This is a genomic window from Candidatus Omnitrophota bacterium (assembly GCA_028715965.1).
Lineage (GTDB): Bacteria > Omnitrophota > Gorgyraeia > Tantalellales > Tantalellaceae > JAQUQS01.
This window is the reverse complement of record JAQUQS010000063.1, coordinates 1-2,896: the sequence shown is the minus strand read 5'-3', so window position 1 is coordinate 2,896 and position 2,896 is coordinate 1. Positions and strand designations below refer to the sequence as shown.

The following is a 2,896-nucleotide window of genomic DNA, read 5'->3' as shown; positions in this document are numbered from 1 at the left end:
CACCATATCAGTGAACGAGGCCTTGCTGATATCCACCGCTTCGTGGAACTTTTTTTTGCGTTCTGGGCTCTTTATGACCTTAGAATACGCGCGCTTGAACGCCCTGATACCTTTGGCGGAAAAATACGCGATACCGACGAACTCGAACGCGGCCGTTCTCTCGTCCACGTTCTTGCCAATACGTGCCACGTCCATGACCATGCCTTCCCCCAGGCTCCGTCTTCCGGGCGACATCTTTTCCCGGACCGATATCAGTTCAAGCTTTTTATTCCTGTGCCCGAAACGCGTATATGTGCTGTCCCCTACAAGCACTATATCGTGCTTCTGTTTAAGGACCTTTTCGATAAGCGCCCTGTCAAACAATATGTCGGAATACACCATAAGCGTCCTGTCGCTCGTGTCCTTGCCTGCCAGCATGAACGAATGCAGGATATGCTTCTTCTCATATTCGCTGTTGTGTATGAACCGGGCTTTCTTCCCGGCAAGGCTTTCCAGCGCCTTTTTCTTCTCATATCCCACAATAACGTTTATTTCCCCGAACTTCATCCCATCCAATATATCCAGTCCTCTTTCAAGTATGGACTTGCCGTTTATATCGATCATACATACCGGCCTGTCCCTGAGAAGTGGCTCCATTGAACCTTGATGGTTGGGTTTCCCCGCGGCGGGTATTATGACCGTTACATCCCCATGCTCCGATCTCAGGAACTTTTTTTCCTCATGCCTCAGGTCCGTAAGCCCCTGCAGGTCGAATATCTCGCCCAGGGGGGCTATCTTGTCCTCTATGCCGCTTATCCCCCCCGTCTTTTTCATCTCTCGGAGCGTAAGGTTGAGCGCTTTTATGGAACTCCTCATGCCCTGGTTGGCGAATATCACCATTTTAACACCTTTTTCCAGAAGCTCCTCGTCAGTGCATTCATCCATGATGGAAGGATATGTCGTCGGGACCAGCACAAGCGGTACTTTCTTTTGCCATTTTTCCGCGAACGAAAGCACTTCTCCTGGGGCCTTGGACTTGGAATGTATCAAAATGGCGTCCGCTCCCGCCTCGGCGTATTTTTCGGCGCGCAAGAGCGCTTCTTCTTCTCCCCATCCGGCTATAAGGGCCTCTACCCGGGCGATCACCAGGAAGTCTTTTGAGATACGCGCGTTCTTCGCGGCCATTATCTTGCCCACGAATTCCGCTATGGGCGCCAGTTCCTGCCTGCCGTCATCAAGAAGACTATTGACCTTCGGGAACTTCTTGTCCTCGATGCACACTCCGGTTATCCCCGCAGCCTCGTACTTCTTCACCATGTATATGGTATTGTTCGAATTGCCGTACCCCGTATCACAATCCGCTATAACAGGCAGAGTGACCGCGTCCCTTATCTCACACGCTCTTTCGAGATACTGTGACATGGTAAGGATACTGGCGTCCGGTACGGCATATGAGGCCGATATTTCCAGACCGCTCGCCCAGACCCCGTCGAACCCGTTAAGCTCGACAAGCTTTGCCGAAAGCCCGTCGTGCGCGCCTACTATCCTCAAAAGACCTTTTTTTTCGAAAAAGTTCCCGCCTTTTATGCTCTTCTTCATCTGCACCCTCTACGTTACTTGTTCATGCCTCTTTATGGCCTCTGTAATAAATACTCCCGTATTTTTCCCCGGATCGCCACTTCTCATCGGAAAGATATATTTGTCCAGCATATCTTCCCTGAAACAATATTCCATCCCCCCGCCCTTGAACAGCCGGAACACATCCCTAAGCTCATTAGTACCGGCCGGGATATAAAAACGTTTTTCGAGGTCCGCGGCCGCTTCCGGCTCAAGATATGACCGGTCTTTCAGGTACATGACCGCCGGCGTGTCGAACACCATGGCCGAAAGGACCAAAGTGCTGCCTATATAATCAAGCACCAGCATACCGTACTCCCCCATGATCTTTTCCGCAGGGAACCCCTTAAGACATTCCGTCCCGTGAAGCCCCGCGTATCCCGCCAGACGCGAGAAATAACAATAGTTATATTCCTCATCGCTGGGATGTATCTTTATGTCCATATCCACACCGGCGTCGCGTGCGGCTTCGAGCACATCGAGGTTAACGCGAAAAAGCTCACGGTCCGACACATTGGCGATAAGGTCCTTGTAGTTGTGGAAATTAAATGGTCCCGGGCAATAAAGCGCCCTTCCGGCCATCTTACGGGACCTCCTCTCCGACTCTTTCCTGTATATGTTAAAGAGTTTTGCCGAGCCAATTACCTCTTTTTCGCTTCCCATGTCGCCCGTGAACATCTTTTTTTCATGCTCTGACTGGTATATGACCGTCTTTTTTATGTTCTCGTTACGTTCCAGGTATCTCTGGTAATGGTCATAATGGAATACTGTCGAACCGCCATGCTGGAAATAGAACACGGGGATGTCTTTCTCATTCGCGATGAACGCGAAAATATCCTCATACAAACGATTGGCCGATATCGAATAGAACAGTGCCTTGGGGCCTCTTTCGGCTATGGCGCTTCGCGCCCTTGACACGATATCGCCTACATACGGGAGAACTCCGGCGGAATATCCTGAAAAAAGCCTTCCAAGATACGCCCTGAACCCGGGGAACCATTTCTCCGCGAATTCGCTTATCCTTTCACATGGCAGGCTCCATACTCCCGTGTCCTTTCCGGCTCTATCCCCAACGTACCGCAGGAGCCCGGGAACGGGATACTCGAAAATATATCCCCTGAGGTCCCTTCTTACATGCTCCACTTCATACCCATCCTGTATAACGAACACCCGTTCCCTGGCCCCGCAAATGCCCTTTGCCGCCGCGCCAAGCTTTCTAAGCACATGCTTGGCCATGGGTTTAACGCTAGCGATCGTATTCGCCGGGGCTTTGGCCTTGCCCACAGCGGACCCGTGTCCG

General features: G+C 51.4%; 2 protein-coding genes. Both read right to left on the bottom strand.

The window, feature by feature from the left end; genetic code table 11:
• A partial coding sequence (locus PHH49_08750) for an isocitrate lyase/phosphoenolpyruvate mutase family protein (GenBank protein MDD5489028.1) occupies positions 1–1,578 on the bottom strand: 1,578 nt, incomplete at its 3' end.
• A gap of 9 nt (positions 1,579–1,587) precedes the next feature.
• Positions 1,588–2,896 (bottom strand): hypothetical protein (locus PHH49_08745; GenBank protein MDD5489027.1); only part of this gene is annotated, 1,309 nt, incomplete at its 5' end.